Annotated in this window: 23 protein-coding genes; 13 read left to right on the plus strand and 10 right to left on the minus strand. The window is 62.0% G+C overall.

The window, feature by feature from the left end; translation table 11 throughout:
* Positions 1 to 183: 183 nt before the first annotated feature.
* From QTL96_RS05665 to QTL96_RS05680, 4 genes are all read left to right on the plus strand, one after another.
* On the plus strand, positions 184 to 2,541 hold the full coding sequence (locus QTL96_RS05665; RefSeq protein WP_289727000.1) for an EAL domain-containing protein: 2,358 nt from the start codon (positions 184 to 186) through the stop codon (positions 2,539 to 2,541).
* 23 nt (positions 2,542 to 2,564) lie between these two features.
* Positions 2,565 to 3,284, plus strand: coding sequence for a transporter substrate-binding domain-containing protein (locus tag QTL96_RS05670; protein ID WP_289727181.1), 720 nt, complete (start codon positions 2,565 to 2,567; stop codon positions 3,282 to 3,284).
* A 96-nt stretch (positions 3,285 to 3,380) separates the two neighbouring features.
* Positions 3,381 to 4,127, plus strand: coding sequence for an aminoacyl-tRNA hydrolase (pth, locus tag QTL96_RS05675; RefSeq protein ID WP_289727001.1), 747 nt, complete (start codon positions 3,381 to 3,383; stop codon positions 4,125 to 4,127).
* A 2-nt stretch (positions 4,128 to 4,129) separates the two neighbouring features.
* Positions 4,130 to 4,585: a GNAT family N-acetyltransferase gene (locus QTL96_RS05680; RefSeq protein ID WP_289727002.1), complete on the plus strand. Its 456-nt coding sequence runs from the start codon at positions 4,130 to 4,132 to the stop codon at positions 4,583 to 4,585.
* Positions 4,586 to 4,600: 15 nt separating this feature from the next.
* Here QTL96_RS05680 and clpS read toward each other — a convergent pair whose 3' ends face one another.
* A complete protein-coding gene (gene clpS, locus QTL96_RS05685) occupies positions 4,601 to 4,912 on the minus strand; it encodes an ATP-dependent Clp protease adapter ClpS (protein ID WP_018897383.1) in 312 nt (103 codons plus the stop codon).
* A gap of 191 nt (positions 4,913 to 5,103) precedes the next feature.
* Between clpS and ychF the strand changes: the two genes are divergently transcribed.
* Positions 5,104 to 6,207, plus strand: coding sequence for a redox-regulated ATPase YchF (ychF, locus tag QTL96_RS05690; protein ID WP_018897382.1), 1,104 nt, complete (start codon positions 5,104 to 5,106; stop codon positions 6,205 to 6,207).
* Between the two features lie 22 nt (positions 6,208 to 6,229).
* Here the strand turns inward: ychF and QTL96_RS05695 are convergent, their stop codons facing one another.
* Complete coding sequence (locus QTL96_RS05695) at positions 6,230 to 7,321, minus strand: hypothetical protein (protein ID WP_289727003.1); 1,092 nt, start codon at positions 7,319 to 7,321, stop codon at positions 6,230 to 6,232.
* 80 nt (positions 7,322 to 7,401) lie between these two features.
* Here QTL96_RS05695 and QTL96_RS05700 point away from each other — a divergent pair, with 80 nt between their 5' ends.
* Both QTL96_RS05700 and QTL96_RS05705 read left to right on the plus strand, forming a co-directional pair.
* On the plus strand, positions 7,402 to 7,884 hold the full coding sequence (locus tag QTL96_RS05700) for a MaoC family dehydratase (RefSeq protein ID WP_289727004.1): 483 nt from the start codon (positions 7,402 to 7,404) through the stop codon (positions 7,882 to 7,884).
* Positions 7,881 to 8,345 carry a MaoC/PaaZ C-terminal domain-containing protein gene (locus QTL96_RS05705; protein ID WP_289727005.1) on the plus strand — a complete coding sequence of 155 codons (465 nt, stop codon included), beginning with the start codon at positions 7,881 to 7,883 and terminating at the stop codon, positions 8,343 to 8,345. The genes QTL96_RS05700 and QTL96_RS05705 overlap by 4 nt, the downstream gene beginning before the upstream one ends.
* A 33-nt stretch (positions 8,346 to 8,378) precedes the next feature.
* Here QTL96_RS05705 and QTL96_RS05710 read toward each other — a convergent pair whose 3' ends face one another.
* The gene (locus tag QTL96_RS05710) at positions 8,379 to 8,924 is read right to left on the minus strand and encodes an adenine phosphoribosyltransferase (protein ID WP_018897378.1); all 546 of its coding nucleotides are present in this window, start codon (positions 8,922 to 8,924) and stop codon (positions 8,379 to 8,381) included.
* A 181-nt stretch (positions 8,925 to 9,105) separates the two neighbouring features.
* Here QTL96_RS05710 and QTL96_RS05715 point away from each other — a divergent pair, with 181 nt between their 5' ends.
* Positions 9,106 to 9,273 carry a hypothetical protein gene (locus tag QTL96_RS05715; protein WP_289727006.1) on the plus strand — a complete coding sequence of 56 codons (168 nt, stop codon included), beginning with the start codon at positions 9,106 to 9,108 and terminating at the stop codon, positions 9,271 to 9,273.
* A gap of 74 nt (positions 9,274 to 9,347) precedes the next feature.
* On the opposite strand, the gene QTL96_RS05720 is transcribed toward QTL96_RS05715, so the two are convergent.
* The 3 genes from QTL96_RS05720 to petA are packed head-to-tail and all read right to left on the minus strand — an operon-like array spanning position 9,348 to position 12,110.
* Positions 9,348 to 10,214: a cytochrome c1 gene (locus tag QTL96_RS05720; protein WP_289727007.1), complete on the minus strand. Its 867-nt coding sequence runs from the start codon at positions 10,212 to 10,214 to the stop codon at positions 9,348 to 9,350.
* 26 nt (positions 10,215 to 10,240) lie between these two features.
* Entirely contained in the window at positions 10,241 to 11,518 is a 1,278-nt protein-coding gene (locus tag QTL96_RS05725) for a cytochrome b N-terminal domain-containing protein (protein ID WP_018897374.1), read from the minus strand.
* 13 nt (positions 11,519 to 11,531) lie between these two features.
* Positions 11,532 to 12,110: a ubiquinol-cytochrome c reductase iron-sulfur subunit gene (gene petA / locus QTL96_RS05730; RefSeq protein ID WP_026282791.1), complete on the minus strand. Its 579-nt coding sequence runs from the start codon at positions 12,108 to 12,110 to the stop codon at positions 11,532 to 11,534.
* A 287-nt stretch (positions 12,111 to 12,397) separates the two neighbouring features.
* Here petA and QTL96_RS05735 point away from each other — a divergent pair, with 287 nt between their 5' ends.
* Positions 12,398 to 13,330 (plus strand): endonuclease/exonuclease/phosphatase family protein, encoded by a 933-nt coding sequence (locus QTL96_RS05735; RefSeq protein ID WP_289727008.1) that lies wholly within the window; start codon positions 12,398 to 12,400, stop codon positions 13,328 to 13,330.
* Positions 13,331 to 13,349: 19 nt separating this feature from the next.
* Here QTL96_RS05735 and QTL96_RS05740 read toward each other — a convergent pair whose 3' ends face one another.
* Positions 13,350 to 15,218: an ABC transporter ATP-binding protein gene (locus QTL96_RS05740; protein WP_113237323.1), complete on the minus strand. Its 1,869-nt coding sequence runs from the start codon at positions 15,216 to 15,218 to the stop codon at positions 13,350 to 13,352.
* 162 nt (positions 15,219 to 15,380) lie between these two features.
* Here QTL96_RS05740 and QTL96_RS05745 point away from each other — a divergent pair, with 162 nt between their 5' ends.
* Positions 15,381 to 15,623 carry a hypothetical protein gene (locus tag QTL96_RS05745; RefSeq protein WP_289727009.1) on the plus strand — a complete coding sequence of 81 codons (243 nt, stop codon included), beginning with the start codon at positions 15,381 to 15,383 and terminating at the stop codon, positions 15,621 to 15,623.
* Positions 15,624 to 15,713: 90 nt separating this feature from the next.
* Here the strand turns inward: QTL96_RS05745 and QTL96_RS05750 are convergent, their stop codons facing one another.
* On the minus strand, positions 15,714 to 17,588 hold the full coding sequence (locus QTL96_RS05750) for a methyl-accepting chemotaxis protein (protein ID WP_289727010.1): 1,875 nt from the start codon (positions 17,586 to 17,588) through the stop codon (positions 15,714 to 15,716).
* Between the two features lie 191 nt (positions 17,589 to 17,779).
* Positions 17,780 to 19,648 (minus strand): ABC transporter ATP-binding protein, encoded by a 1,869-nt coding sequence (locus QTL96_RS05755; RefSeq protein ID WP_289727011.1) that lies wholly within the window; start codon positions 19,646 to 19,648, stop codon positions 17,780 to 17,782.
* Positions 19,649 to 20,030: 382 nt separating this feature from the next.
* On the opposite strand from QTL96_RS05755, the gene QTL96_RS05760 reads away from it, so the two are divergent.
* Both QTL96_RS05760 and QTL96_RS05765 read left to right on the plus strand, forming a co-directional pair.
* On the plus strand, positions 20,031 to 20,492 hold the full coding sequence (locus QTL96_RS05760) for a tRNA (cytidine(34)-2'-O)-methyltransferase (protein ID WP_289727012.1): 462 nt from the start codon (positions 20,031 to 20,033) through the stop codon (positions 20,490 to 20,492).
* Positions 20,493 to 20,687: 195 nt separating this feature from the next.
* On the plus strand, positions 20,688 to 22,334 hold the full coding sequence (locus QTL96_RS05765) for a Na/Pi cotransporter family protein (protein ID WP_289727013.1): 1,647 nt from the start codon (positions 20,688 to 20,690) through the stop codon (positions 22,332 to 22,334).
* A 3-nt stretch (positions 22,335 to 22,337) separates the two neighbouring features.
* On the opposite strand, the gene QTL96_RS05770 is transcribed toward QTL96_RS05765, so the two are convergent.
* A complete protein-coding gene (locus tag QTL96_RS05770) occupies positions 22,338 to 22,598 on the minus strand; it encodes a hypothetical protein (protein WP_018897365.1) in 261 nt (86 codons plus the stop codon).
* 175 nt (positions 22,599 to 22,773) lie between these two features.
* On the opposite strand from QTL96_RS05770, the gene hemF reads away from it, so the two are divergent.
* Complete coding sequence (gene hemF / locus QTL96_RS05775; RefSeq protein ID WP_209191190.1) at positions 22,774 to 23,688, plus strand: oxygen-dependent coproporphyrinogen oxidase; 915 nt, start codon at positions 22,774 to 22,776, stop codon at positions 23,686 to 23,688.
* Positions 23,689 to 23,733 lie beyond the last annotated feature (45 nt).

Here is a 23,733-nt window from a genome sequence, read left to right on the forward strand (position 1 = left end):
TTGATCGCTTGAACGCTTTGTAAAGTATAAGACCCGCTTTCTCCGGAAAGCGGGTCTTTTCATTTCTACAGAGATAAGCGCTTCAACTTCGATTAAGACATTTCGTGGAAGCATGCCCCATCGTTCCAGAGCAGGTTTTGTTCTGAACGAAGAAATTTCGCGGCAAGGGGCAGACGCAGGAAAATGCATAATTCCGTTCAGAACAGATTTCTAGGAATCGTGTTCGCCGCATTGGTTCTGCTCGTAGCCCCGCTTTTTGTTCTGTTCCTTTTCCTGTCCTCGGGACGTGCCGAAAAGGAAATCCGCGACCACATCTCCGTTCTTCTCGTCGCGAACTCGCAGGCGCTGGCAAAGCCGCTCTGGGATCTGGATGAGGACAGCGTCGCGCAGATTAGCGCCGCGGTCGTCTCGCAGGGCACGATCGTCAAGGTTCAGGTCCGCGACGCATCCGGCCAGCTTGACGTCACCCAGTCGACGATCCCCGCCTCCTACGACGGCGAACTGGTCGAAGTCTCGCACGCCATCACCTACACCACGCTCGATGGCCCGAAGAAACTGGGCACGATCTCGGTCTTCTATCCCGCGCCGGGCCTGTTTTCCGGCTTGAAGAATGAAGAGATCATCTTCCTGTCGATCTTCGTCTTCGCCGTCCTCATCGTCTTCTGCGCCGCCCTCATCGGCAACCGCATCGTCCTCGTTCGCCCGCTGATGCGCCTGATCGCGGCCATCGAGGCCACCGGCCAGCTCGGCTCGCGCCATCATGTCGATTGGCGCTCCAACGACGAGATGGGCCGCCTTGCCAAGAGCTTCAACACCATGCAGTCCAAGCTGGAGAGCGAGGAACAGGAGCTGAAGCTCGCGCACCGCCGCGCAATCGACATCTACAATCTGACGCCCGCGATGCTCTTCTCGCTCGACGAGAACGGCCACATCACAGCCGTCAGCGACTATTGGCTCGCCGCCACCGGCTACGAGCGCGACGATATCATCGGCAACCGCTTCATCGATCTCGTCACCCCGGACACCCGCAGCGCCTTCCTCGGCCGCAAGGGTGAGCTGAATGGCGGCGCGACTGTCGATGTCACCGTCAAGTTCCTCTGCGCCGACGGCCGCGTCATGGACGTGCTGATCCTGGAATCGAAGGCTGCCACCGGCGGCCAGGGCGGCCTGTCGCTGTCCGTCATGACCGATGTGACTGCGCTGAAGGCCTCGGAAGCGCGCAACCACAAGCAGGCGATCACCGACCATCTGACTGGCCTCCTCAATCGCCAGGGCTTCGAGACCGTGCTCGACGGCAAGATCCGCGAGGCGGACGCCGCCAACCAGGAGCTCGCCTGCCTCTTCGTCGACCTCGACCGCTTCAAGTGGATCAACGACAACCTCGGCCACGCCGAGGGCGACAAGGCGCTGCGGGAATTCGTCGGCCGTCTCAAGAGCAAGCTCGCGCCGACGGATGTAGCCGCCCGCCTCGGCGGTGACGAGTTCGCCATCCTGCTGCCATCCGGCAACGCCGCCGAGCGTGCCGACCTGATGGCCGAAATGCTCGCCTCCATCTTCAACGAGCCCTTCGGCACTGACATGCATCTGAGCGCCAGCGTCGGCATCGCCATCTATCCGCGCCACGCCGACAATGCGGCCGAACTGCTGCAGAAATCCGACATGGCAATGTATGCCAAGAAGCGTGACGGCAAGAACGGCGCCCAGCACTTCGATAACGGCATGGTCGATCACGCCCGCGCCCGCGCCGAGATCGAAAGCTGCATCGAGATCGGCCTGATCGAGGACTGGTTCGCGGCCTTCCTCCAGCCGATCGTCAATCTCAACGGTCGCGGCGTCGCCGGCTTCGAAGCGCTGATGCGCCTCAATCACCCGGTGAAGGGCCTGATGGCACCGGCCGCGATCATCAACGTCGCCGAGGAGACCGGAAAGATCATCCGAGTCGGCAACGTCATCATGGAGAAGGCGATCGAGCATCTGGCCACGCTCTCGGCGCTGCCGGGCCTTGAGAGCAGCTACCTCGCCATCAACTTCTCGCCGCTGCAGTTCGAGCCGTCGCTGCCCGCACGTCTGGCCTCGCTGCTGATGCGCTACAACATTCGCCCCGAGCGGATCGTGGTCGAGATCACCGAGGCGGTGCTGATGCACAACAACCCCGAAATCCGCAAGATCGTCAGCGACATGCGCCAGTTCGGCTGCCGCATCGCGCTCGATGACTTCGGCACCGGCTACTCCTCGCTCAGCTATCTCAACCGCTTCCCCGTCGACATCATCAAGATCGACCAGTCGTTTACCCGCTCGATCAATGATGCCAACGAGGATATCCGCCAGAAAAGCCGCACGCTCGTCGAAAGCATCACCACCCTCTCGCACAAGATGGGCTGCACGGTGATCGCCGAAGGCATCGAGACCGAGCAGGAATGCCACACGCTCTGCGAGATGGGTCTCGACTACGGCCAGGGCTATCTCTTCCACCGTCCGCAGACCGTCGACCAGCTGGCAAGTCGGCTGGCGGATGCGCACACGCTCGCCCGCGCCTCATAATCGCAAAAAGAGAAGCCGAGATGATCAAACCACTGCTGCTTCTCGCTCTCCTGAGCCTGCCCCTCGCGGCTCCGGCACGCGCCGCCACCGTCAATTTCGTCACCGAGGAATACCCGCCCTTCAGCTACCGCGAAGGCGACACCCTGAAAGGCGCATCGGTCGAGCAGGTGCAGATGCTGATGCAGAAGGCCGGCATCGATATGCATATCGAGATCATGCCCTGGACCCGCGCCTATGCCGCAGCTCAGGGGACCCCGATGACCTGCCTCTTCACCACGGCCCATAGCCCCGAGCGTGACAAGCTGTTCAAATGGGTCGAGCCACTGCTGGTGGACGCCAACATTCTCGTGGCCACCGCCTCCTCAGGCATTCGCGAAACCGATCTGGACGACACCCGGCGCTACGTCATCGGCACGCATCGCGGCGACTACACCGAGAAACTGCTGAAGGAAAAGGGCTACGCCAAGGTCGACATCGCCAGCGACTTCCCCTCGACGCTGCGCAAGCTCATGAACGGCCGCATCGACCTCATGCCCATCTCGGAGATCTACTTCGAGAAGCTCAAGGTCGATCACCCCCTCGTGCGCGTCGCAACGCTCTCCTCCCAATCGCTGGGCATCGCCTGCGAAAAGAGCTTTCCCGAGGATATCAGGGCCAGGATGCAGCAGGCGCTCGACGACTTGATCGCTGACGGCACGCAGCGCGCGATCTTCGCCAAATATGGCCTGCATCTCCAAAACTGATTTTATCCACGATAGACACGCTTGCGCTTGACTCCGGCGCCGTTTCGCGGTGGTGAACGTGCTTGAAAACTTGAAACGTCCAGGAATGAACGCGCCATGCTTGTTATCGCCGGCCTCGGCAATCCCGGCAGACAATATGCCGGCAACCGCCACAACATCGGCTTCATGGCCGTGGACGCCATCCACCGCCGCCACTCGTTTTCGCCCTGGTCGAAGAAGTTCAAGGCCGAGATCTCCGAAGGCGAGATCGCGGGCGAGAAGGTGCTGCTGATCAAGCCGCAGACCTACATGAACCTCTCAGGCGAATCCGTCGGCGAGGCGATGCGCTTCTACAAGCTGCAGCCATCGGACATCGTCGCCATTTACGATGAACTCGACCTCGCGCCCGCCAAGGCCCGCATCAAGGTCGGCGGCGGCCATGGCGGCCATAATGGCGTGAAGTCGCTCGACGCCCATTGCGGCAGGGACTACCGCCGCCTGCGCCTCGGCATCGGCCATCCCGGCAACAAGGATCTGGTGCACAACTACGTGCTCGGTGATTTCGCCAAGGTCGACCAGCAGTGGCTGGAACCGATGCTCGACGCGCTCGCCGACAATCTCGAGATGCTGGTCAAACGCGAGGATTCGCAGCTGATGAACAAGCTGGCGCTCGCCGTCGGTGGCAAGGAAGACGAGGACAAGCCGAAGCCCGCCAAGCCATCAGGTGCGAACGCAGCTGCTCAGAAGCCTGCCGGCAAGTCGCACATCCATCAGGCCCGCAACAGCGCCCAGCCGAAAAAGCTGCCGACGACGGGACCGATGGCCGAGATGCTGAAGAAGATGTTCGGCAACAAGGAAGACTGACCATGTCCCCCTCGCCTCTCGCGATCCGCACCGCCGAAGCGGGAGACCTGCCAGCGCTTCTCGCGCTCTACAAGGACATGAACCCCGGCGACCCCGCCATCGATCCGACGGTAGCCCAGGAGCGCTTCGCCTCCATGCAGGCCTATCCCGGCATGCGCGTCCTGGTGGGCATGGCCGACGATGCGTTGGCGGCTTCCGTCACGCTGATCACCATGCCCAACCTCACCCGCGGCGGCGCGCCCTATGCGCTGATCGAAAACGTCGCCACCTCAACGCCGCATCGCCGGCGCGGCTATGCCAGCGCCCTGATCGCGCATGCGATCGAGCTCGCCTGGCAGGCGGGATGCTACAAGGTGATGCTGCTCACCGGCCGCACCGATCCCGGCATCTATCGCTTCTACGAAAGCTGCGGCTTCGTGCAGAACAAGACAGGCTTCCAGATCAGAAGAAGCGCCTAACGCGTCTCTTGAGGCCTATTCCTCGGGCTCTGTCGTAAACATCAGCGGGAAACCCGCCTCCTTGCCGAAATCCATGGCCTCCTTGGCCTTTGTCTCGGCGATATCCTTGGCGCAGACGACCACCACGGCGGTACCAAGCTTGTGCGCGGTCATCATCACCCGGTATCCGGCTTCCTCGCTCATCCGGAAGACGATCTTCAAGACAGCCGTCACGAATTCGCGCGGCGTGAAATCGTCGTTGACGAGGATCACCTTGTAGAGCTTCGGCCGATCGAGCTTCGGCTTCGACTTCACTTTCGGTTTCAGGGCGACATCGTTGTCACTCATCGGGCAGTCCATCCGTTGATGACAGGAAAGAGGGCGAGCCATGCTCAGCCCACACAATATATTGCACCGCAAGCACCGCTTTCAAGCCAAAGCCGCTTTGATCACGCAAGATGTGCTCGAAAAGCTTGACCCGGAGGCGGCTTTTACCCCATACGCACGGCCAAGGAATTCAAGAACAGCAGGTTTCAGCCATGGGCTTCAAATGCGGTATCGTCGGTCTGCCGAATGTCGGCAAGTCGACCCTCTTCAACGCACTCACCAAGACGGCGGCGGCGCAGGCGGCGAACTATCCCTTCTGCACGATCGAGCCGAACACCGGCGAAGTCGCCGTTCCCGATCCGCGCATGCAGAAGCTGGCGGGTATCGCCGGCTCCAAGGAAATCATTCCGACGCGCATCTCCTTCGTCGACATCGCCGGCCTCGTGCGCGGCGCGTCCAAGGGTGAAGGCCTCGGCAACAAGTTCCTCGCCAACATCCGCGAAGTCGACGCCGTGGTCCATGTGCTGCGCTGCTTCGAGGATGACGACATCACCCACGTCGAGGGTCGCATCAATCCTGTCGGCGACGCCGACACGATCGAGACCGAGCTGATGCTCGCCGACCTCGAAAGCCTGGAGCGCCGCGTCGAGCAGACCCGCAAGCGCGCCGCATCCAAGGACAAGGAATCGCTGGCCCAGCTTCCCGTCATGGAAGCGGTCATCAAGCTCCTCAACGAAGGCAAGCCTGCTCGTCTTCTCCTGAAGACGCTGGCGCCGGAAGAGATCGAGATCCTGAAGGGCCTCAACCTCCTCACCTCGCACCCGGTCCTCTACGTCTGCAACGTCGCCGAAGGCGATGCCGTCGACGGCAACGAGCACACCAAGGCCGTGGCCGAGATGGCCGAGAAGCAGGGCGCGGAATGCGTCATCATCTCGGCTGCGATCGAAGCCGAAGTGGCGCAGCTGCCGGAAGAAGAAGCAACCGAGTTCCTCTCGGCGCTTGGCCTCACGGAAGCCGGTCTCGACCGTCTGATCCGCGCCGGCTACCACCTGCTCGACCTGATCACCTATTTCACCGTCGGCCCCAAGGAAACCCGCGCCTGGACCATCCGCCGCGGCACCAAGGCCCCGGCGGCGGCCGGCGTCATCCACACCGATTTCGAACGCGGCTTCATCCGCGCCTTCACCATCGGCTACGACGACTACATCAACTTCAAGGGTGAAGTCGGCGCGAAGGAAGCCGGCAAGGGCCGCGACGAAGGCAAGGAATACGTCGTCCAGGACGGCGACGTCATCCACTTCCGCTTCAACACCTGATTTCGAACATTAGGACTGCCGCCTAAGCTGGCGGCAGTCTTTTTTGCAGACGCGGCGAAAGCCGGCGCACGACGGCGCGCCGAAGCGGCATCCAGCCGGTGCCGATGACAAGAACGATCACGCCCACCGCCAGCAGCGTGACGAAGATGTAGGTATCCACCTGCGCATTGCCCTGGCGGAAGATCCCGTAGAGTGCTGCCCCCAGCGATACCAGTCCCGACGTCACGAAGGCGCGTCGGTCGATGATCAGCCCCACCAGCATCAGCGCCATGACTGTGATCACCACGACAGGCGTGCGCATCGACACCGTGTCGAGCCCGCTGAGCGCCCCCGGCCCGCCGCCGGAGAGCCACAGGATGCTGTAAAGCAGCGCCGGTGCGGCGCCGAGATGCAGCCAGAAGGCAATGTCGGAATTGACAGTCCGGCGCAGCGGATCCCTGAGATCGAAGCGCATGGCGAGCGCAAACAGCCCGACCGCGCAGGCAACCGCGAGCATCGACAGCACGCCGCCATGCGTGACCGCATAGAGCGGATCGCCGCTCACCCAGCCGAGCAGGCGGAGCACGAGCTGCAGCGCCACGACCACGGCGCCCATGATCGCCAGCGCAAAGGCGAGCGGTATCCGGTAAAGCAGGTAGAAGAGGCCGAGCACGACCGGAAAGGCCAGCGTGTATTGCAGCCCCTCATTATTGTCGCCGATCCCGATGATCTGAGGCGAGCCCTGCAGCAGCATCGCCGACACGGCACCCGTCCAGAGCGCCAGCGCAATCGTCAGCGCCACCGCAGGCAGCGCCAGCCGCTGGCGGCGTACAAGGATTTCGGCAAGCACGATGATGGCGGGAAACACCGCGTAGATGGAACCGATGCCCCAGAGCCCGGCAAGCGCCACGACGATGCCGATGGTGATCAGCACATCGTGGAACCCGCGCACGAAGCTCGGCGTCTCCGTATCCGAAAACGCGGCACCACCCGCTGCTTCATCCCGCGCGGTCGACACCGCGGCATCCGCCCTGACGCCACGCGCCAAGAGAAACGACAACAGCCGCTCGGAAGCCTGCGATGGAATGATCCCTTCTCGTTCAGCCTCGTCAAGGATCGCCTTCAGTTCGGACATGCGGAATTCTCGCTGGAATCGTTGAGTGACGCCGCATGCTATTGTAATCGTGTTGAAACGCCTATGACGTGGAGACGAATTTGTCCGATCAGACACTCGCCTACGAGGACTTTCATCCCGGCCGCCGCTTCGCGCTCGGACCTGTCACAGTCTCGGCCGCGGAAATCATCGAATTCGCCAGCGAGTTCGACCCGCAGCCGATGCACACAGACGAAGCGGCCGGACGCGCGAGCATTCTCGGCGGGCTCGCCGCATCGGGCTGGCACACGTCGGCGATGCTGATGCGGATGATGATCGACAGCTATTTGCTGAATTCGCTCTCCGAGGGCGCACCCGGCATCGACATCATGGAATGGCGCCGGCCTGTGATCGCTGGCGACACGCTCTGCGGCCACTCGACCGTGCTCGAGGCGCGCGCCCTGCGCTCCCGCCCGGGTATCGGCATCGTCAAGTTCCGCCACGAGCTCGAAAACCAGCGCGGCGAAACGGTCTGCGTCTCGGAAAATCCGATCATGTTCCGCATGGCCACCGCGACCGAAGCGCAAACGGGAGCAAGCGCATGAGGATGCTCGATCGCTATGCGCTCGGCGAAAAGACCGAGACGGGAAGCTACGCCTTCACCGAGGAAAACATCATCCGCTTCGCCACCCGCTATGATCCGCAGCGCTTCCATGTGGATAGGCAAGCCGCGCGCGAAAGCCTGTTCGGCGATCTTTGCGCCTCCGGCTGGCACACATGCGCGGGCTGGATGACGACATTCGTCGCCTACTGGATCGCCGAGAGCAAGAAAATCGCCCGCGAGGGCCAAACGCCGCCCAAGCTCGGCCCGGCCGCGGGCTTCAAGAACCTGCAGTGGATCCGCCCGGTCTTCGCCGGCGAAACCGTCGATTACGCCGTCACCCTGCTGTCGAGCCGTCCGATGGCCTCGCGCCCGGGCCGCATCCTCAACACCATCCTCTGCGAAGGATATGTCGCGGGCGACCCGGTTGTCAGGTTCGAAAGCAGCGTGCTCGAATTCGAGTAGCGCGCCGGATAGCGCGCTCACCCGACAGCGAGGTCAGTGGCCCGAAAATTCGACCAGCGTACGCACGTCGACGCCGAGCGCTTCCAGCTTCGCCCGCCCGCCGAGATCCGGCAAATCGATGACGAAGCAGGCCGACACGACCTCGGCGCCCATCTGGCGCAGCAATTGGGTCGCGCCCACTGCCGTTCCGCCCGTCGCGATCAGATCGTCGACAAGGATCACCTTCTCGCCCGGCTTCACCGCGTCGATGTGCATCTCCATCTCGTCGACGCCGTATTCCAGGCTGTAGGCGATGCGCACGGTATCATGCGGCAGCTTGCCCTTCTTGCGGATTGGCACAAAGCCCGCCGAAAGCTGATGCGCCACGGCACCGCCAAGAATGAAGCCCCGCGCCTCCATGCCGGCGATCTTGTCGATCTTCATCCCCGCATAAGGCTGCACCAGCTCATCCACCGCCCGCCGAAACGCCCGCGCGTCGCCTAGCAGCGTGGTGATGTCGCGGAAGATGATGCCGGGCTTTGGGTAATCCCGGATGGAGCGGATCGCCTTGACGAGTTCGTTGTCTACTGCGTGAGCCATGGGCGGATGAATGCCTTATTCCTAGAAGAGTCTGCGCGCAAACTGATCCGCCGAGCGCCGATTGTCCATAGCCGTTTCGCCGCATCCTCGACAAATGCGGGCAGCCGGCAGCCGATTGATTCAATTTCAGGCTGGGCTATCATGCCATATCGACCATACGACAGGCCATGGGGGCGTACCCATGCAGCGACGCGTGAAGATAACCGACGTCGCGATCTGGTCTAAGCGCATCGAAGGCCCGAACCTGCCGGAGGACGAGGAAGACGTCAGCGATGATCTGGCTTCCGCGACCAGTCTTTTCCCGGAATGGGAAAGCCCTGAAGACGAAGAAGCCTTCGGTGATCTCTAGCCGCTAGCCCCCGTCCCCTTCCCAACAAAAAAGGCGCCCCGAAGAGCGCCTTTCCGATCAAGCCTTTGATACCCTCAGTGGTCCTTGCGGGCGTAGACCGACCGCTTGGTGAGGTAGATCAGCACGGTGAAGATCAACAGGAAGATCATCACCATGAAGCCGGTGTGCTTGCGCTCGACCAGATGCGGCTCGGCGGCCCACATCAGGAACGAGGCCACGTCCTTGGCATACTGGTCGACCGTACCGGCAGTGCCGTCGTCATAGGTCACCTGGCCATCCGACAGCGGCGGTGGCATGGCGAGGACGGAGGCGGCGTGGAAGTACGGGTTGTAGTGCTGGCCCTGCGACACCGTCGTGCCTGCCGGCGGGTTTTCGTATCCGGTCAGCAGCGAGTAGATGTAATCCGGCCCGCCTTCCTGGTACTGCGTGAAGATATCGAAGATGAAGCGCGGGAAGCCGCGCTCGACTTCGCGGGCTTTCGCGATCAGCGAGAAGTCCGGCGGTGCTGCACCGTTGTTGGAGGCAGCCGCCGCTTCGGCGTTGGCAAACGGCGACGGGAAGTAGTCCGACGGCACGGCCTTGCGGCTATACATGTCGCCCGCCGCGTTCGGGCCGTCCTGCACTTCGTAGTTGGCGGCGAATGCCTTGACCTGCGCTTCCGAGTAGCCGAGATCGCCCAGCATGCGGAACGGCACGAGATGCATGGAGTGGCAGGCGGCGCAGACTTCGGTGTAGACCTTCAGGCCGCGCTGCAGCTGGCCCTTGTCGTAGTGGCCGAAGGGACCGGCGAAGGTCCAGTCGACCTCCCTTGGCTCCTTCAGCGGATAGTGCGGGGTCGCCGCCTCGTGATGTTCGGCGGGCTTTGCCTCCTGCGCGACAGCCGCGCTCCCGAGACAGCCGACAACTGCGAGTGACAGGATGCTTGCAACAAGCTTTTTCATGGTGTGTGTTCCCTCTCGCCGCCCGCTCATGCCTTGGCCGCTTCGGCAGCGACCGACTTGTTGCGCTTCTCCAGCACCGCCTCGGTGATCGAGTTCGGCACCCGGCGCGGCGTCTCGACGAGACCCAGGACCGGCATGACGATCAGGAAGAAGGCGAAGTAGAGCAGCGTGCAAATCTGCGAGATCGTGGTGTAGAGGCCTTCCGCCGGCTGCGAACCGAGCCAGCCGAGGATGATCGCATTGATCACGAACAGCCAGTAGGCCATCTTGTACCACGGGCGATAGACCGCGGAACGAACCTTCGAGGTGTCGAGCCACGGCAGGAAGAACAAGACGATGATGGCGCCGAACATGACGAGAACGCCAGCCAGCTTGGAATCGATCGGCCCGATATTGAAGGTGATCGAGCGCAGCATCGCGTAGAACGGCAGGAAGTACCATTCCGGAACGATATGCGCCGGCGTCTTCAACGGGTCGGCCGGGATATAGTTGTCGGCGTGGCCGAGGAAGTTCGGCAGGTAGAAGACGAAATAGGCGTAAACCAGCAGGAACACCGAAACGCCGAGCGCATCCTTGAGCGTCGCGTAGGGCGTGAACCGCACCGTATCCGTCTTGGTCTTGACCTCAACGCCGGTCGGGTTGGTCTGGCCCGTGACGTGCAGCGCCCAGATGTGCAGGACGACGACGCCGGCAATGACGAACGGCAACAGATAGTGCAGCGAGAAGAAGCGGTTCAGCGTCGGATTGTCGACCGCGAAGCCGCCGAGCAGGAACTGCTGCACCCATTCGCCGACCAGCGGGAATGCCGAGAAGAAGCCGGTGATAACCGTAGCACCCCAGAAGGACATCTGGCCCCAGGGCAGCACGTAGCCCATGAAGCCGGTCGCCATCATCAGGAGATAGATGAGAACGCCGAGGATCCAGAGGATTTCGCGCGGCGCCTTGTACGAGCCGTAGTAGAGGCCGCGGGCGATATGCAGATAGACCGCGACGAAGAAGAACGACGCGCCGTTGGCGTGCATGTAGCGCAGCAGCCAACCGTGGTTGACGTCGCGCATGATCTTTTCGACGGAATTGAAGGCAACGGATGTTTCCGCCGCATAATGCATGGCGAGCACGATGCCGGTCAGCATCTGCACGATCAGCATCACCGACAGCATGGCGCCGAAGGTATAGGCATAGTTCAGGTTACGCGGAACCGGATAGGCGACGAAGCTGTCATAGACGAGACGAGGCAGCGGCAGGCGTGCATCGATCCACTTCTCAAGGCCGGTTGATGGCTCGTAGCTGGAATGGCCACTCATAAATCAGTCCCCCTCAACCGATTTTGATAACTTTGTCGGAAACGAACGAATAGGTCGGAATCGCGAGATTCTGCGGTGCCGGGCCTTTCCGTATGCGGCCGGCCGTATCGTAGACCGAGCCATGACAGGGACAGAACCACCCGTTGTATTCGCCGGCCTGGCCGAGCGGAACGCAGCCAAGATGGGTGCAGGACCCGATCATGACGATCCAGTTTTCCTTATCCTTGCCGGCCGAACGGTCGACGCCCGTCGCCTGCGCATCGGCGGCGAGGTTGGCGTTGCGCGCGATCGGATCCTTGAGCTCCGCCATGGGAACGTCATCTGCAGCCTTCACTTCCTCAGGTGTACGGTTGCGGATGAAGATCGGCTTGCCGCGCCACTTTGCGGTGAGCGACATGCCAGGCTCGAGGCTCGACACGTCGACTTCGATGGAAGCGAGAGCCAGCGTCGAAGCGTCGGGACGCATCTGGTCGATAAACGGCCATGCGACAGAGACGGCGCCGACAGCGCCTGCCATACCCGTGGTTAAATAAAGGAAATCACGGCGTGTGGGCTCGCTAGAGACCCCGCCTGTCGTTTCGTGTTCGCTCACGGCTTAACATCCTCTGCCCAAATTTCACGGAATTTTCCGTGCCATCCCTCCAAGGCGACGAATCTGTCATACAGATATTCGAACTTAGATTCCCCACCCACTAAGGCGCGTTCTATTATCGATCATCAATTATGTCCAGCCTCGGCAGGGCAAGTGGGCACAATGTCGCGCCCCTTGAGAGTTGATTCTTTAGGACAATCGCGCGGCTGCAACAGTGTTGCGTTGCAACATATCCGGCTACGTGTTACGTCGCCCAAATATTACTCGCTCACGCCCGGTGCCATCCTATGAGACACACTTTATTCTGCGTGGGCAGTGTTCTCGTCTCGCTGCTGCTTGCCGCCATTTCTTTGCGTTATCTCACGCACACTTGGTTGCTTGCCTTCGTCTACAGCTTCCAGGTCCATTTCGCGCTCGCAGCACTCGCCGCAAGCCTCGTGCTGATCCTCATCAGGCGCCATTGGTACGCCTATCTGCTGGTCACCGTTTCCGCGGTGCTTGCCGGCCACGGCGTGCTGATGCTGAAGGAATTCGAGGCCGCGCCGCCCAAGACTGCGTCGCGCCCCCTGCTGCGGCTGATGTCCTTCAACATCGAAAACGACAATTTCAAAAACAGCCGCCGCATCGCTGACGCCGTGATCGCCTCCGGCGCGGATGTCGTCAACATCCTCGAGGCCATACCGCTGCTTCAGGAACTTCCCCGGCTGTCAGCGACCTACCCCTATCGCATCGGCTGCGGCGTCGGCACGCCGGGATGCGATACGCTGGTGCTCTCCAAACGGCCTTTCATCGACCAGGCGATCAAGACCCTCGGCGATCTGTGGCCCAACCGGCTCGTCCAGGTGACGATCGATGTCGACGGAACGCCTGTTCACCTTGCCTCCGTCCACCTTGCCAAGCCCTATTTCGACGATTTCCAGGTCGACGAACTCTGGGATCTGCGTGGGATCGTCAAGAGAACGGATGGGCCGCTCATCGTGGCCGGAGATTTCAACTCGGCCATCATCGATCCGCATATCCAGGATTTCGTCCGCTCCACCGGCCTCAACACCGTTTTCCCGGAGCCCGCGACATGGCCGACCCGAGCCGGCAAGCTCGGCATCGCCATCGACCACGTGCTCACCCGCCCGCCGCTGCGGCTGGTCTCGGTGAAACAGATCGAAGACAATGCCGGCTCCAACCACTATGGGCTGATGGCCGAGATCGCCATCGATCGCTGATAGCGGACAAGTAGGAGGCTTACACCTCTTCCAGATCAGCCGCCAGGAAACCGCCCGATTGCCGGGCCCAGAGTTCGGCATAGAGCCCGCCGTCGCGAAGCAGCGCCTCGTGCGTGCCCTCCTGGATGATGCGCCCCTTGTCGACGACGATCAGCCTGTCGAGCGCCGCGATCGTCGACAGCCGGTGCGCGATGGCCAGAACCGTCTTGCCGTCCATGATCCGGTTGAGGTTCGTCTGGATCGCCTCTTCAACTTCTGAATCCAGCGCAGACGTCGCCTCGTCGAGAACCAGGATCGGCGCGTCCTTGAGCATGACCCGAGCGATCGCGATCCGCTGCCGCTGCCCGCCGGAGAGCTTGACCCCGCGTTCCCCGACATGCGCGTCGAACCCCTTGCGCCCCTGCTGATCCTCCAGCCGCTGGATGAAGCCCATCGCCTCGGCCCGCCGCGCCGCCTCGATCAATCCCGCTTCGCCCGCATCCGGGCGGCCGAAGAGGATGTTGTCACGCACCGAGCGGTGCAGCAGCGACGTGTCCTGGCTGACGACGCCGATCTGCATCCTCAGCGATTCCTGCCTGACGCCGGCGATATCCTGCCCGTCGATCAGGATACGCCCGCCTTCAAGATCGTAGAGCCGAAGCAGAAGGTTCACGAGCGTCGACTTGCCGGCACCGGAGCGCCCGACGATGCCGACCTTTTCGCCCGGAGCGATCGTCAGCGAGAAATGGTCGATCACACCGCTGCCCTTGCCATAGTGGAAGGACACGTCGTCGAAACGGATGCCCGGCTCGGCGATGACGAGATCCGGCGCATCCGGCTTGTCGACGAGACCGAGCGGCTTGGAGATCAGTTCCGCCGAGTTCTGGATCGTGCCGAGATTGCGCATGATGCCGTTGAACTGCGTCATCAGGCGTCCGAGCAGGAAGTTCAGCCTGAGCACCAGCGCCAGCGAAAACGCGACGGCGCCCGAGCTGATAAGCCCCTGCAGCCACAAATGCACGCTGAGTCCGGCCATGGTCACGATCATGATGCCCGACAGCAGCGCCATGGAGGCGCGCACGCCGGTGATGAAGCGGGTGAAGAGCAGCACGGTCGCCTGGAACGTATCGAAGCCCTGCCGCATGTAGCGATCGGTCTCCTCGTCGCGGGCAAAGAGCTTCAGCGTCTGGATATTGCTATAGGCATCCACCATGCGCCCGTTGAGCATCGAGGCGGATTCGGCCGTATCGCGCGAGTGGCGACGGATGCGCGGCACGAAGTAGCGCGCGAGAACCCCGAAGGCCACCAGCCAGCAGAGCACAACCACCGCCAGCGAAAGGTCGAGACGCGCGACAAGCACCAGCGTCGTCGCCGCATATATGCCGACGAACCAGACGCTCTCCATCAACGATGTCACCAGATCGCCCGTCGCCTGCCCCGCCGACCAAACCTTCGTGACGATCCGCCCGGAGAAGTCGCTCTGGAAGAAGGACAGCGATTGCCGCGACACATGCAGGTAGGATTGCCAGCGGGCGAGATTGTAGAATCCCGGCGTGATCACCTGCTGATCGACCAGCGCGATCACCAGCTGCACGATGAAGCGCACGAGCCCGATGAGGAAGAGCATGCCGAACAGCTCAAAGCCGTGCGCGGCAAGCAGGCCGTGCCAGCCAACATCCGGCTTGATGCTGGCGAGAATATCCACGACCCGCCCGACGAACCAGAAAAGCGCCGCCTCGATGGCGGCAGACATGCCGCCGAGAACCAGCATGGCGATGAAGGGGAGCTTGGCCTGGCCGATATAGAACCAGATGAAGCCCGTCGTCGACCGCGGCGGCTGAATGTTGTCGCGCGGTTGGAAGGGATCAATCCAGGTTTCAAAGGCACGAAAGAGTCGATTTAGGAGCATATTTGCGATATAGGCTTATCCGCCGGATGGGGAAAGCAATCCGTTCGCCGGACCAGCCTAATATTTTCGTAATGATTGGTAACATCGACGGCATCGTCGTTGAATGAGACATGTCCTGCCACAATGTGGGAATAGCATGAGATTTCACGGGAGACGGCCACAATGCAAAAGAGGACACTCGTGTCGAGCATACCGTTGCCTTTGGCGGAAAGACTCGATGCGGTTATTGAGCAGCTCGGTGTAGCGCACGACCAGGTCGTGGCGGAAGCCGTTGCCGCTTGGATCGATAATGAAGAGCAGCGTCGGCTCATGACGTTGCGTACGCTCGCCTTTGCCAGCAGCATGGCGGTCGAAGGTCACCGCGTCATGGATTGGGCGGACAGCCTGAGTGCCGACAGGCACTGAGCAGACACATCCAAGCGACTGATTACAAAATAAAAACGCCCTCCCGATATCCCAGGGAGGGCGTTTTCAATTGTGCTTTATGTCCAGTGGTCAGCCGTAGGCGCGGGCAACACGGGCACCGAGCGCGCGGGCCGGCGATTGGACGGGCTGGTGGCTCGCCTCCGAAGCAATACGCATCGCGGCGGCCTGGCTTTCGCTCAGCTTGAACTGCGAGAGAAGCTCGATCAGCGCTGCCGCTTCGCGCGCCAGGCTGTGGGTAGCTGCCGTCGTCTGCTCGACCATCGCCGCATTCTTCTGGATGCCCTGATCCATGTGGTTGACGGCGACATTGATCTCGCTGAGGCCGGTCGACTGTTCGCGTGAGCTGCCGACGATGGCCGACACGTTGCCGTTGATTGCCTGAACCTCCGACACGATCACCGCAAGCTGCCGGCCGGTCTCGCCGACGAGCTCAACACCCTGGCGCACCTGATCGCCCGACTTGGTGATGAGCGCCTTGATTTCCTTGGCGGCATTGGCGGAGCGCTGGGCGAGTTCGCGCACTTCCTGCGCGACGACCGCGAAGCCCTTGCCGGCATCACCGGCACGTGCTGCCTCGACACCGGCATTCAGCGCGAGCAGGTTGGTCTGGAAGGCGATATCGTCGATGACGCCGATGATGTTGGAGATCGCGCTGGAAGAGCTTTCGATGGCCTCCATGGCAGCAACCGCCTGCTCGACGATCGCGCCGGAGCGCTCGGCGCCGCTGCGGGTCGTCTCGACCAGTTCGCCCGCCTGCCCGGCGCGTTGAGCCGTATCCCGGACCGCCGTCGTTACCTGCTCGAGCGACGACGCCGTCTCCTCGACCGACGCAGCCTGCTGCTCGGTGCGCTTAGACAGATCGTCGGACGCTGCGCGGATCTCGTTGGCGCCGGCGTCGATCTTGCGAGCATTTTCGCCCACCACCCGCAACACGCGTTCCAGGCCGTGTACCGATTCGTTGAAGTTGGTGCGCAGCTGGTCGAGCTGACCGGCAAAGCTCTGCTCGATACGGAAAGTCAGGTCGCCGTCGGAGAGGCTCTTCAGGCCGCGGGCCAGATTGTCGACGGCAAACGACACTTCTGCCGCCTCGCGCGCCTTCTGTTTCTCGCGCGCAATCCGCTCGCTTTCGCTCATCGAGCGATTGGCTTCCGTCTCCCGCTCAAGGCGTTCGCGCTCCAGCGCGTTGTCGCGGAATACGGCAACGGCAGCGGCCATTTCGCCGATCTCGTCGTGCCGGCCGGCATAGGGAATGGCCGCCTGGTTGTCGCCCGCTGCCAGCGCGTTCATCGACTGCGTGATCACCCCGATCGGCCGCGTGACGCGAACGAGGCTGAGCACGGCAGCGCCGATCGCGAGAAGCACGGCGATCGCAACACCTGCTATCGTTGCGATGGTCACGATCTCGGTCGCATCGGCTGCGGCCTTCTTGTCGTTGCCGGCAGCGGCGCGATTGTCTGAGATCATCCCTTGCAGGATTTCACCGGCGCTGTTGCCCATCGGCGTCATCTTTTCGATGACGGCCTTGGCATCGCTGGTTCTTGCACTGCCGAGCAGGCTGAAGAACTGGTCTCCAAGCTTGTCGTAGTCAGCGATAATGCCCTTAAGCTGCTCGAACCGTGGCCGAGGACCGCCCGACTGCGCGTCTTCAAACGTCTTGATCGCGCTTTCGCGGGCCGCCGTGGCGGTCTTGATCTGAGCCAGAAGCGTCTTCTGCTCTTCACCGGTGACGGCAGCGAGCACCGCGAGATAGAGGCGACGGACATCCGATACGCGACGCTCCATCTCCGCGATCATCAGCGACTTGTCCATCCGCAGGCTGATGCTTTCGGCCTGGCTGTTGAGCTGCCACACCGACCGCATGCCGGCAGCGCCCTGGGCGATCAGGATGATGACGATGAAGGCAAAGAGAACGGGCAGAAGAATCTTGATCTTGAGAGAGCTCATGGCTGGCACCTGAAAATTTCAAACAATGCTAAATTGATGAAACCCTTGTGCCAGTCTCCGCTAAACAAAAACTTACCACCGCCGCGTGCTTTTATGTCGCAATCGCTGATCTGCCACACGCCCGCCGTGCTATTTTTGACATTCGTCAAATTCGCCCGCTCCACACACATGGCGGAGCGGGGAGGTCCGCGTTATTCGGCCGCAGCCTCTTTCCGGACGCCATCCTCGTCCGAGTGATCGGCAAGGAAGCCGCCCGACTGGCGGTTCCAGAGGTCGGCATAGACGCCGCCCTCACCCACCAGTTCGACATGCGAGCCGGCCTCGATGATCTTGCCCTTGTCGAGCACGACCAACCGGTCCATCTCCGTCAGCGTCGACAGACGGTGTGCAATCGCGATGACCGTCTTGCCCTCCATCAGCGCGAACAGGTTCTCCTGGATCGCGGCCTCGACTTCGGAATCGAGCGCCGAGGTCGCCTCGTCGAGCACCAGGATCGGCGCGTCCTTGAGGAAGACGCGGGCGATCGCGATACGCTGGCGCTGGCCGCCCGAGAGCTTCACACCGCGCTCGCCGACCTGCGCATCGAGCGCCTTGCGCCCCTGCATGTCGACGAGGCCCTCGACGAAGTCCCAGGCGTTGGCACGCTTGGCCGCCTCGATGATCTCCGCATCCGTCGCATCCGGACGGCCATAGGCGATGTTGTCGCGGATCGAGCGGTGCAGCAGCGACGTGTCCTGCGTGACGACGCCGATCAGTTCACGCAGACTCTCTTGCGAGACATGCGAGATGTCCTGACCGTCGATCGTGATGCGACCGCCTTCGAGATCATAGAAGCGCAGCAACAGGTTCATCAGCGTCGTCTTGCCGGCGCCGGAGCGACCGACCAGACCAACCTTCTCGCCCGCCTTGATGTCGAGCGACAGGTTTTCGATGATGCCCTTGCCCTTCCCGTAGTGGAAGCCGATCCGGTCGTAATGGATCGCGCCCTTCTTGGCCGTCAGAGACGAAGCGCCAGGCTTGTCGATGATGTCGTGCTCCTTCGTCATCATCTCCATGCCGTCATAGACCGTGCCGATATTCTCGAACAGCGCCGAGACTTCCCACATGATCCACTGCGACATGCCGTTGACGCGCATGGCAAGACCGATGGCAATCGCGATCGCGCCGACCGAGATGCCGCCGTTCAGCCAGAACCAGATCGACAGGCCCGAAATCACGAACAGCGCCACGCAGTTGTTGATATAAACCGATGCGTGGAACATCGTGACCTTGCGCATCTGCTGATGCACGGTCTGCAGGAAGCCGTCCATGCCCTCCTTGGCATAGGTCTCCTCGCGGCCCGCATGCGAGAACAGCTTCACCGTCGCGATGTTGGTGTAGCTGTCGACGACGCGGCCGGTCATCAGCGAACGCGCATCCGCCTGCATCGCCGCGATCTTGCGCAAACGCGGCACGAAATAGGCAACGATGGCGATATAGACGCCAAGCCATGCGAGGATCGGGATCATCAGCCGCCAGTCGGCCGCCGCGATGACGACAATCATCGAGATGAAGTAGCTGACGACATAGACGAAGACGTCGAGGATCTTCATCACCGTCTCGCGCACGGCAAGCGACGTCTGCATCACCTTGGTGGCCACGCGTCCGGCGAACTCGTTGGCGAAGAAGGTCATGCTGTGACGCATGAGGAAACGGTGCATCTGCCAGCGGGCGATCATCGGATAGTTGCCGATCAGCACCTGGTGCATGATGACCGAATCCGCAACCGCCGCCAGAGGCAGGCCGATCAGGATCAGCGCGCCCATCCAGTAGAGCTTGTAGCCCTCGGTCTCGAGGAAGGTCTTCGGATCGGCATGCGTCAGCCAGTCGACGATATTGCCGAGGAACTGGAACAGCGCGACTTCGCCGACGGCGATCAGCATCGTCAGCACGGCCATGGCCGCAAGCCAGGGGGCCGCGGGCTTCGTATAGTGCCAGCAGAAGGCAAACAGCCCCTTGGGAGGAACGCCGGGCTCCTCGGAGGGGAAAGGATTGAGACGCTGTTCAAACCAGCCAAACATGAAAATGCTCCGAACTTCAGCGTTCCTGCCTTCGCCGGCACAGACGCGCAACGGCTTATATGGGCAGTGGACGTTCAAGGGACGAGGCCAACATGGCCGCGCAATGGATTACGAAAGGGAGATCAGAAAGAAAAGGACGCTTTAGGAGCGTCGGGTCGCCATGATCCGCGAATTGGCGGACGGGAGGCTGACATACGGCAATGCATTCATCTTGACGCTCCCTTGTTGGCGATTGAAGATGTGCACCGATAACGCGAAATTGATGGGTTTTCCAGCCCAAACTTGCCGAAAGCCGAAGATTCGCGCCCAAAAAGCAGGCTGTTGCACCAATACCGCACTTGCACTAGGTCAGGCCGGACAGAAGCGATCAAACAGGGCGATCATGGCGGACCTCAGAATAGCACTCTATCAGCCCGATATTCCTGGCAACACCGGCACCATCCTGCGGCTCGCCGCCTGCCTCGGCTTTGCCGTCGATATCATCGAGCCCGCCGGTTTCGACATCTCGGATCGCAACCTCAAACGCGCCGGCATGGATTACATCGCCGCCGCCGCCCTCACCCGCCATGTCAATTTCGAACAGTTCGAGGACTGGCGCAAAACCACCGGCCGCCGCCTCGTGCTGGCCTCCACCAAGGCATCCGGCCGCTACACCGACTTCCGCTTCCACGCCGACGATATCCTGCTCTTCGGCCGTGAAAGCGCCGGCGTGCCCGATCATGTGCACGACACCGCCGATGCCCGCATCCTGGTGCCGATGATCGAGGGCCAACGCTCGATCAATGTCGCGGTATCAGCCGCTATGATCACGGGCGAAGCCATGCGCCAGACCGTCTGGTCCTGACCCTGCCACGGAAATGCCGGTTCAGCGGCGCATAATGTCGCGAACGGCGTTGTGAAATCGCCGATCAGGCGTATAATTTTTAGCCGGGCAAACAAAAAATCGGACGATATGCCGATATTTCAATGATTTGCCGCAACCAGAGAGTCGCAAAACGCGCCACTGAAGGCGCCAAAAGATAGAAAAAGACAAGCCCGCATGGAATCCACAATCGTCATGATCAACCTGTTCGGCGCCGTAGCCCTGCTGCTGTTCGGCCTGTCGCAGGTGAAGGATGGCGTATCGCGCGCTTTCGGCGCGCGGCTCAGGACCGGGCTTGCCTCCGGCACCAAGAGCGGCCTGCGCTCGTTCGTCTCCGGTTTCGTTGCGACCATTGCGCTGCAGAGCTCCACCGCGACCGCCCTGATGGTTGCCTCCTTCGTCGAGCGCGAGCTGGTGAAGCCGCGCATGGCGCAGATCGTGCTTCTGGGCGCCAATGTCGGCACCGCCGTCACCGCCTGGATCGTCGCGACGGGCATCGAGTGGCTGTCGCCGCTGGTCATCCTCGCCGGCATCGTGCTCTATCGCGGCGGCTCGACCTCGCGTCAGGGCGGCGGTCAGGCGCTGATCGGCATCGGCCTCATGCTGCTGTCGCTGCACCTCTTGAGCAGCGCCACCGAGCCGATGCGCCAGTCGCCGGCGCTGTCCGCCTTCATCGGCCTGCTCGACAATGCCTGGCCGGTGGCGCTCGCTTTTTCGGCCTGCATCGCCTTCATCTCCTCCTCCAGCCTCGCCGCCGTCGTCCTCATCCTGTCACTCGCCTCGACGGGCATCCTGTCGGCCGGCCTTGTGATCGTACTGGTGCTCGGCGCCAATCTCGGCGGCGCCATCCCGCCCGTCATCGCCTCGCTTTCCGGCCCCGCCTCGGTCAAGCGCGTCACGCTCGGCAATCTCATCGTGCGCGCCATCGGCTGCCTGATCGCGCTGCCGCTCGCCGGCTTCGGTGCCGATCTGCTGGAAACCCTGCCGCTATCACCAGCCAAGCTGCCGGTCGATGCCCATCTCGGCTTCAACCTCCTGCTCGCAGCCCTCGCCTGGCCCTTCTCGCGGCTGCTGTCGCGCCTTATGCTGAAGCTCGTCCCCGAGGACGAGCAGCCGGATAACGCGCCGCGCTATCTCGATCCACAGGAACTCTCGACGCCGGTCGTGGCGCTCGCCAGCGCCACCCGCGAAGTGCTTGGTGTCGGCGACCTCATCGAGCGCATGCTGCAACGCGCGGCCGACGCCTTCGAGCGCAACAACATGTCGAAGCTGACGGAGATCGCGAGCCTCGAAAAGCGCGTAGACAGCTTGCAGCAGGAGGTGAAGATCTACCTCTCCAAGCTCGGTCGCGGCGGCCTCAGCGAAGAGGACGGACGCCGCTCCATCGTCATCATCGACTACGCCATCAATCTCGAGCATATCGGCGACATCATCGAAAAGGGCCTGCTGCCGCAGGTCGCCAAGAAGGTCTCGCTCGGCCTGAAATTCTCCGAGGACGGCTACGAGGAACTCAGCAAGCTCTTCCATCTGACGCTGGAGAATCTCCGCATCGCCCAGACGATCTTCGTCACCCGCGATTTCAATCTCGCCCGTCAGCTGATGGAAGTGAAAGTGGAAGTGCGCCGCATGGAGAAGCAATCCTCCGAGCGCCATCTGGAGCGCCTGCGCGACGGCCGCGCCGACAGCCTGCAGACGAGCTCGCTGCATCTCGACATGCTGCGCGATCTGAAGCGCATCAACGCCCATATCGTCTCGGTCGCACATCCGATCCTGGATGAAAGCGGCCTCCTGATCGAAAGCCGCCTGCGCGACGCAGCCGAATAGACCTCAGTCGGCCGATGGCAGACGTCGCATGGTGAACTCGATCTGGTCGCCGTCGAGCTGCCGCCAGCTCTCGACCTCGGTCCAGTAGGCGGCCTTGGGATATTCGTCGAACCACTCGCGGGCCTTGGCGCGCGCATCGAGCAGCGCCAGGCAATAGGTCTGCCGCACGAACCGGTCGTTCTTGCGCGGCGTGCCCTCGGCCCGGTGCTTGGCAATCCTTCGTTTCAAGCCGTCAAATGACGGCGGTCCTGGGATCTTCGTCATACAACCTACCTCTAATGGAAAGGTAGTATCGACGCCTGAATATTGCGAGTCGAATCTGAAGCCTGCTCACCAACGCCGTTGGGCTGTTGGCGCTATGCCAAACGACCTGCTATCAGGGGCGATTGAAGCGGGCATGACTCGAATTTTGCCCGCGCGCGTACCGGAGACGACGACTATGGAACGACCCGAACTTCCGATCGGCCTGCCCGCGGATATCGAGGACAAGAAGGAGATGGCCCGCACCTGGTTCGAGGGCTTGCGCGACCAGATCTGCGCCTCTTTCGAAGCGATCGAGGATGAACTCGCAGGACCGCTTTCCGATCGTGAGCCGGGCCGTTTCGTCGCCAAGGATTGGAAGCGCGAGAACGGCGCCGGTGGCGGCGGTCGCATGTCGATGATGGAAGGCCGCGTCTTCGAGAAGGTCGGCGTCCACACCTCCACCGTCTACGGCGAATTCAGCGCCGACCTGCGCGCCCAGATGCCCGGCGCCAAGGACGATCCGCGTTTCTGGGCTTCCGGCATCTCGCTGATCGCCCACCCCGTGAACCCCAACGTCCCCGCCGTGCACATGAACACCCGCATGGTGGTGACATCGAGCCGCTGGTTCGGCGGCGGCGCCGACCTGACGCCGGTGCTCGACCGCCGCCGCACCCAGGAAGACGACGACACGCGTCTGTTCCACAAGGCGATGGAAATCGCCTGCCGCAGCCACGCGGGCGTCGCCGATTACGACGCCTACAAGAAGTGGTGCGACGAATACTTCTTCCTCAAGCACCGCAACGAAGCGCGCGGCACGGGCGGCATCTTCTACGACTGGCTGCATTCGAGCGAGGAAGCGGGCGGCTGGAGCGCCGATTTCGCCTTCACCCGCGATGTCGGCCGCGCCTTCGCCATGGTTTATCCACGGATTGTTCGCTCCAACTTCAATAAACAGTGGACAGAACAAGATCGTGAAGAACAATTGATTCGCCGTGGGCGATATGTCGAGTTCAATCTGCTATATGACCGGGGAACGATCTTCGGCTTGAAAACGGGTGGGAATGTCGAGTCCATTCTCTCATCGCTACCCCCCGCCGTTCGCTGGCCGTAACTGGGAGGAAAGATCGGCAATTTGATCGTGAGAGGCTTTTAATAA

Origin of the sequence: Rhizobium sp. S163, assembly GCF_030380805.1 — a bacterium.
GTDB lineage: Bacteria > Pseudomonadota > Alphaproteobacteria > Rhizobiales > Rhizobiaceae > Rhizobium.

Excerpts from the sequence above, each read along its gene's own strand:
- QTL96_RS05755 (WP_289727011.1), bottom strand. The coding sequence starts at position 19,648 with ATGTTTGGCTGGTTTGAACAGCGTCTCAATCCTTTCCCCTCCGAGGAG.
- QTL96_RS05765 (WP_289727013.1), top strand. The coding sequence starts at position 20,688 with ATGGAATCCACAATCGTCATGATCAACCTGTTCGGCGCCGTAGCCCTG.
- ychF (WP_018897382.1), top strand. The coding sequence starts at position 5,104 with ATGGGCTTCAAATGCGGTATCGTCGGTCTGCCGAATGTCGGCAAGTCG.
- QTL96_RS05665 (WP_289727000.1), top strand. The coding sequence starts at position 184 with ATGCATAATTCCGTTCAGAACAGATTTCTAGGAATCGTGTTCGCCGCA.
- QTL96_RS05715 (WP_289727006.1), top strand. The coding sequence starts at position 9,106 with ATGCAGCGACGCGTGAAGATAACCGACGTCGCGATCTGGTCTAAGCGC.
- QTL96_RS05750 (WP_289727010.1), bottom strand. The coding sequence starts at position 17,588 with ATGAGCTCTCTCAAGATCAAGATTCTTCTGCCCGTTCTCTTTGCCTTC.
- QTL96_RS05710 (WP_018897378.1), bottom strand. The coding sequence starts at position 8,924 with ATGGCTCACGCAGTAGACAACGAACTCGTCAAGGCGATCCGCTCCATC.
- QTL96_RS05680 (WP_289727002.1), top strand. The coding sequence starts at position 4,130 with ATGTCCCCCTCGCCTCTCGCGATCCGCACCGCCGAAGCGGGAGACCTG.
- QTL96_RS05735 (WP_289727008.1), top strand. The coding sequence starts at position 12,398 with ATGAGACACACTTTATTCTGCGTGGGCAGTGTTCTCGTCTCGCTGCTG.
- QTL96_RS05705 (WP_289727005.1), top strand. The coding sequence starts at position 7,881 with ATGAGGATGCTCGATCGCTATGCGCTCGGCGAAAAGACCGAGACGGGA.
- QTL96_RS05745 (WP_289727009.1), top strand. The coding sequence starts at position 15,381 with ATGCAAAAGAGGACACTCGTGTCGAGCATACCGTTGCCTTTGGCGGAA.
- QTL96_RS05740 (WP_113237323.1), bottom strand. The coding sequence starts at position 15,218 with ATGCTCCTAAATCGACTCTTTCGTGCCTTTGAAACCTGGATTGATCCC.
- QTL96_RS05770 (WP_018897365.1), bottom strand. The coding sequence starts at position 22,598 with ATGACGAAGATCCCAGGACCGCCGTCATTTGACGGCTTGAAACGAAGG.
- QTL96_RS05725 (WP_018897374.1), bottom strand. The coding sequence starts at position 11,518 with ATGAGTGGCCATTCCAGCTACGAGCCATCAACCGGCCTTGAGAAGTGG.
- QTL96_RS05720 (WP_289727007.1), bottom strand. The coding sequence starts at position 10,214 with ATGAAAAAGCTTGTTGCAAGCATCCTGTCACTCGCAGTTGTCGGCTGT.
- hemF (WP_209191190.1), top strand. The coding sequence starts at position 22,774 with ATGGAACGACCCGAACTTCCGATCGGCCTGCCCGCGGATATCGAGGAC.
- QTL96_RS05760 (WP_289727012.1), top strand. The coding sequence starts at position 20,031 with ATGGCGGACCTCAGAATAGCACTCTATCAGCCCGATATTCCTGGCAAC.
- pth (WP_289727001.1), top strand. The coding sequence starts at position 3,381 with ATGCTTGTTATCGCCGGCCTCGGCAATCCCGGCAGACAATATGCCGGC.
- QTL96_RS05695 (WP_289727003.1), bottom strand. The coding sequence starts at position 7,321 with ATGTCCGAACTGAAGGCGATCCTTGACGAGGCTGAACGAGAAGGGATC.
- clpS (WP_018897383.1), bottom strand. The coding sequence starts at position 4,912 with ATGAGTGACAACGATGTCGCCCTGAAACCGAAAGTGAAGTCGAAGCCG.